The sequence below is a fragment of the Candidatus Limimorpha avicola genome (assembly GCF_056978975.1).
The window spans coordinates 38488-44487 of the sequence record NZ_DBMCYK010000023.1 but is presented as its reverse complement, the minus strand read 5'-3'; the positions used below and the strand labels follow the sequence as shown (position 1 = coordinate 44487).

Here is a 6000-nt window from a genome sequence, read left to right as displayed (position 1 = left end):
ACCTTTTTTCTTTCTCTACAACACTTTTTTAAACTTTTTTTTATTTATTTTTATCCCTATTGATTATCACTACTTTATACCTTACTCTACCCTCACTCCTATCCCCGTTTTTGCCTCTTCCTGCCCCCTTCCTCCTCTTTTCTTCTCCTTTTTTTACATCATTTCTACTCCTTTTTCCCACTTCCCATCTTTCCTCTTTTCACAACTTCCCTTTTTCTCCCCCTGTTACTTGTTTTATACCTTATTAATAAAGTACAAAATTTTCACCAAGATATTTCGTAATATCACTCAGATTTCACATTGATCACTCATTTCAACATAATGAAGTCTTATAATTTTTTCGGTTCTATGACATTCATTTTACGTTCCAATTCTACAGCATTTTCCAGATTATCCATCAATTCTTTTTTATCCACCAAATATATTTTTGGTTTTTGAACTTTTGGAAATCTATTGAAATAAGAATTGAATGAAGCATACCATGTATATTTTTTCAATTGAAACAACTCCGGCAAAGTATTCCAAATATCAAATATTCTTGACTTTGCCGTTACGGTAACGCCACATCTTCCATCTTGAAGTTCAGAGACACATAAATAATGCAATCTCATACGCGTATCGCCATCAAAAATTTCCTTACTGTAAGTCGTTGAAATCTTAACATTACGATTAAATTTATCATTTATCTCCTTCATTTTTTGAGTAAAGACCCGGCCATGTTTGGAATTATCTTTTATTTTTTTATAGAAGATATAATAATGTATCATCTCATGAATGATAATATCTTCCAAATCCTTTTCCGGCAGATCAAAACGCTTGCTGATACGAATCTGCAAATCGCAAATACTCCAATTACCTGAAGCATCTCTACTTTTTTTACAGACAAAAAGGCCGCCATAGCTTACAGAATCTGTTATAACAAAAGATATTGAAGGCAACATCCCATCGAACAACAAGATGTTAAACTCATCAAATTTCATTTTCACATATTGAATAGTTGGTCTCATTATATTTTCATTACAAAAAAAGGCCGACCTGAGTCAGCCTTTTTAATAAAAACGTTATGATTATTTTACAACATTAGGCAATTCAAGACCATAGCCTTTTCTTTTATCTTCAATCTTGAGCCAAATACCGAGTAAAAATGCCAATACACCAAAAGATGAGAATATCACCATACATGTCGTATAATTATAGAGATATTCCGGTTGGGTGTATAACACATCAGCATTGAGAGTGCCATTAGATATCATTTCTGCTGCTGCAGAACGTGCATCGGCGATACCAGGATTTGAAGAATTAAGTACATTACCTATAATTTTAGGTACGAAACAAAGACCTATATTCTGAATCCAAAAGATGAGGGAATAAGCACTACCAAGAATTTTAGGTTCTATGACTTTAGGTACACTCGGCCACAATGCTGCCGGAACAAGTGAGAATGACACTCCGAGTACTACTATTATCAAGAACGCAAACCATTGTTTCGGATAAACAGGCAATATAAATGCGAATGAAAGATGACAAACAATCATAATCAAAGCGCCATACATAAGCATAGAGCCTCCTTTGCCCTTATAATCGATGAATGAACCAAGGAAAGGTGTCAGCACCATAGCAAGGATAGGGAACCATCTGAACAGGTTAGCTGCATTCTGAGTTGGGATTTGCAAAGTACATTCCAGATAGTTGGTTGCATATCTCTGGAACGGGAATATTGCAGAATAATAAAGAACACAAAGAAGAGCAATAATCCAGAACATCTTGCTTGAGAATATTGCACCTATATCACTCACTTTGAACTCATCAGACGGAGCATCGTCTCTCATTGCACCAAGCTGTTTATCAAACTTGGAATCCATCACCGAGAAAACGATAAAATTAATCAAGCCAATGAGAAGCAGAACAGTACAGAAAGCCACAGGAGCCACAACAGAACCACCTTTTGCGAGGAAAGGAGACAATGACAACACTGCAAATACGCCAAGACGGGCAATAGCCATCTCAACCCCCATAGCGAGAGCCATTTCCTTACCTTTAAACCATTTGGCAATAGCCTTAGACACTGTAATACCTGCCATTTCGCAGCCACAACCGAAAATCATGAATCCCAACGACGCCATCTTAGCACTTCCCGGAAGAGCGATCCACCAGGAATTGAGCCAAGCATTAAAGCCTGTACCCTGGAACCATTCAGTAATACCGATGTATTTGATACACGCACCTGCAACCATCAACGATGCAGACAATGTCCCGGTAAAACGCACTCCACATTTGTCGAGGATTATACCGGCAAGAATCAAGAAACCGCATACGTTAAGAAAATACTCCGAAGCGGCATAGGTGCCGAATGTATTCGGCGACCAGCCTCTCTTGGATTCTATCAACGTCTGCAAAGGAGACATTACATCGACGAACATATATGCGAAAAACATCATCAATGCAATGAGAATCAAAGCTGCCCATCTTGCGACAAAACTGTCATTCATGAGCTTTTGCATTTTTTCTACCATACTTTTATTAGTTAAAGTTATTAATTTTTATTTCTCAGGTCTTTGTATTATCTCTTTTTGATATTTGTTTATGACATTTTTAGTAAAATCAGCTATTGTCTGAACATTAATGCTCTTGATAATCTCCTCATAATTCTCAATAATATTAATTTTATCATTTTCGTAATTCATGATAGCCTGATCCCAGAAATTGTTATCTTCAAGGAGTTCTGCCCTTTTCTTCAGTTTATTTTCCAAAACTTTTGAAAGGTCTTCCTGTAAAGGTCCGTTATTAGCGATGTTTTCAAGTTCAGACTTAGCGATATCCACTAATTTTGCATATACATCATCATTAGTATCGAAAGCAATCAAAAGATAGAAACTGTCGTCCGGACGGTTTATCACAGTACCTTGTACACCAACGCCGTAAGTACCTCCTTCTTCTTCACGAATAGATCTTGTATAAACTATGTCAAGGATATCGGAAAGCACACTCATATAAACCATATTCTCAAAGTTATAATCCATCTCTCCATTATAGACGAGATAAACTGTAGTTTTGGGATTCTCCATTTGTTTCTTATAATGTATAACCTTATCCTTAGGAGTAAAACCAAGACCCACGTCTTGCCAAGTCTCTTTACGTTTCATTTTCTTCAATGAACCCAAATACTGTTCCACAAGAGGTTTAAATGTCTCAACATCCAAATTGCCTACAAAAGTAAACACGAAGTTATTGGGGTCTGCGAAGCGGTCTTTATAGATTTCCATTGCCTTAGCATAGTCAATATTATCATAATCATCCATTTTAAGTCTTGTGGCGAGAGGATTATTGTCGTACAACAGCGAAGTAATAGAGTCAGAGAAAGTCACCATTGGATTAAGTTCAAGATTTTTCAACAATGACTTTGACCGTTGAATATAGGAGTTGAAAGCCTCTTCATCAGCACGTGGCTGTGTAAAATACAGATATACCAGTTGCATCATTGTCTCCAAATCCTTAGGAGTACATGTTCCGCTAAATCCTTCAGAATAATAATTTATTTCGGGAGTCACAGAGACAGACTTTCCGGCAAGTACTTTTGGAAGGTCAACAGCGCTGAAGTTGCCAACACCACCAAGATCTATAATATTGGACACCTCTTTCAATGTAGTATAATCATCATCCTTTACTGCTGAAATACCGCCGACACTATAGGCAGACATCACTATTTCAGCATCTTTAAAATTGGTCTGTTTATAAATAACCTTAACGCCATTATTTAGTATCAATGCAGTAGCACCAAACTCAGGCATCTCAATTTCTTTTTTTATCTTGCCGGGTTTAGGCATATTCTCTACCATAGGACCATCATAAACCTCTTCAAAATATGGTTCGACAGCTTTGTTGAAAGCTTCATTATACATATTCAGGAATTCTTCCTTAGTTGGTATCACTTCACCCTCTTTTTCAGGAGCAACCAATGTCAAAACGAGATTATTCTCAGGAATAAATTCTTTGACGACCATATTAATAACCTCCAAAGGCATATTGGGAACTATCTGTTGCATAAAAGCATATTCCTGTTCAATCCCCATCATAGGTTCATTTTCCAAAAAATTGTTAAGACACTGATTTACATAAACTCTATTTTCTGTATTATTTCTTTCTTCGTACCTGCGTTCCAACTTTTCAAGGTAGTCAGCCTTAGCTCTCTCATATTCAGATGCTGTAAATCCATATTGACACATACGATTGCTTTCTTCGACAATGGCTGTAAGAGCCTCATCTATTCCATCGCTATCCTTTGGCATGGCAAAAAGATTCCAAGCATCTTTAGTAGGAGAGACATAAAAATCACCATAATATCCATAAGCATAAACAAAAGGAGGATTAGCCTTTTGTATTATCTCATTGATACGATTATTGAACATGTCTCCAATCAATGAAATCATATAGTCAAACACCAAATAGTTGGCATCATTTTTCAATGAATCAGGGAAAGCATCATGTTTATACATAACCTGAATCTGATAATTTGTCAACTCCGGGTCAGTGCATATAGACACCAACGGTTCTACATTATCTTCTATATAAAAGAACGGACGTTCAGCCGGATTGACAGGAGCCTTGATATCGGAGAACATCTCGACAATACGATTTTCCATAGCATCGACGTCAATATCACCTACAACAATAATGCTCTGTAAATCCGGACGATACCATTTATGATAATAATCTCTCAAAGTCTGATATTCAAAATTCGCCACCACTTCAGGAAGACCTCCCGGGAGACGATTGGCATAAGGACTGTTAGGATAAATATCTTCGAGCATCTTTTCCATAGTACGTTGCTGGGCATTATCAGTAGTACGCAGTTCTTCGAGTATGACGCCACGTTCTTTATCTATCTCACTTTCATCCAAAGAAATAAAACTCGACCAGTCATGTAAAATAAGAAGGCAAGTATCCACGAGACCCGGATTTGTTGTCGGAACATTAGTCACCATATATACTGTCTGGTCTATGCCGGTACCTGCATTAAGATTCTCGCCAAACTTCACTCCATTGTCTTGGAGATAATCTCTCAGCATCTGGCCGGGCAGATTCTCTGTTCCATTAAAAGCCATGTGTTCAAGGAAGTGGGCTAAACCACGCTGATTTTCTTCTTCAAGAACAGAACCGACCTTTTGAGCGATATAGAAATCAGCTCTTTGTGAAGGTTTCTCATTGTGACGCAGATAATACGTCAGTCCATTGTCAAGGACTCCAAATCTAACGTTGGGGTCTCTTTGAAGCGGCATGACTTGCTGTGCATACATATTGGCAGCAAAACATGTCATCAAAACAAATAAAAACAACTTTTTCATATTGATAAATTTAATATAAATGAATAATATATTTCTCTTCAAAATAAGATTCCTCGAACCATCGTGAGACAGGAATTTTCTTTCTTTTCCAATTTTTCGGAACATCTTTAAGTTCGGCATCGACATCACCGCCTTTAAGATACAACACGCCACCTGCCTCAATATCGTTGGTTATTCTCAATTTATTGTTAACCCATTTCATAAAACTCGGGAGATCGGTTACAGCACGACTTACAATAACATCGAATTTATCTTTTATTTTTTCTGCTCTTTCCTGTACTGCCACCACATTATCAAGTTCAAGACGTTGAGCCACATCCTGCACCACCTTTATCTTTTTACCTATGCTGTCAACAAGAAGAAAAGAAGTTTGAGGAAACATGATAGCCAAAGGGATACCCGGAAAACCACCGCCCGTACCGACATCCATGACTTTCATTCCCGGCAGCAAATCGAAATATTTTGCAATAGTCAAGGAATGCAACACATGATGTTCATAAAAGGCATCCATGTCTTTACGCGATATAAGGTTTATTTTGCTGTTCCAATCTTCATATATAGGTGCAAGTTGTTCATATTTCAACATTTGCGCCTCAGTCAACTCCGGGAAATATCGCTTTATCATCAGATAATCCATAGGCCATACATCTTGATATTA

5 protein-coding genes are annotated in these 6000 nt (G+C 37.3%); all 5 read right to left on the bottom strand.

What is annotated here, in order from left to right:
- Positions 1–40: 40 nt before the first annotated feature.
- The 5 genes from ACZOVS_RS09525 to rsmG all read right to left on the bottom strand — a co-directional run bounded on the left by ACZOVS_RS09525 (position 41) and on the right by rsmG (position 5979).
- The gene (locus ACZOVS_RS09525; RefSeq protein ID WP_483996997.1) at positions 41–181 is read right to left on the bottom strand and encodes a hypothetical protein; all 141 of its coding nucleotides are present in this window, start codon (positions 179–181) and stop codon (positions 41–43) included.
- Between the two features lie 148 nt (positions 182–329).
- The gene (locus ACZOVS_RS09520) at positions 330–980 is read right to left on the bottom strand and encodes a SprT-like domain-containing protein (protein ID WP_483996998.1); all 651 of its coding nucleotides are present in this window, start codon (positions 978–980) and stop codon (positions 330–332) included.
- 87 nt (positions 981–1067) lie between these two features.
- Positions 1068–2513, bottom strand: coding sequence for an MFS transporter (locus ACZOVS_RS09515; RefSeq protein ID WP_483996996.1), 1446 nt, complete (start codon positions 2511–2513; stop codon positions 1068–1070).
- Positions 2514–2540: 27 nt separating this feature from the next.
- Positions 2541–5342: a M16 family metallopeptidase gene (locus tag ACZOVS_RS09510; RefSeq protein ID WP_483996995.1), complete on the bottom strand. Its 2802-nt coding sequence runs from the start codon at positions 5340–5342 to the stop codon at positions 2541–2543.
- Between the two features lie 10 nt (positions 5343–5352).
- Positions 5353–5979 carry a 16S rRNA (guanine(527)-N(7))-methyltransferase RsmG gene (gene rsmG / locus ACZOVS_RS09505; protein ID WP_483996994.1) on the bottom strand — a complete coding sequence of 209 codons (627 nt, stop codon included), beginning with the start codon at positions 5977–5979 and terminating at the stop codon, positions 5353–5355.
- Positions 5980–6000: the final 21 nt, after the last annotated feature.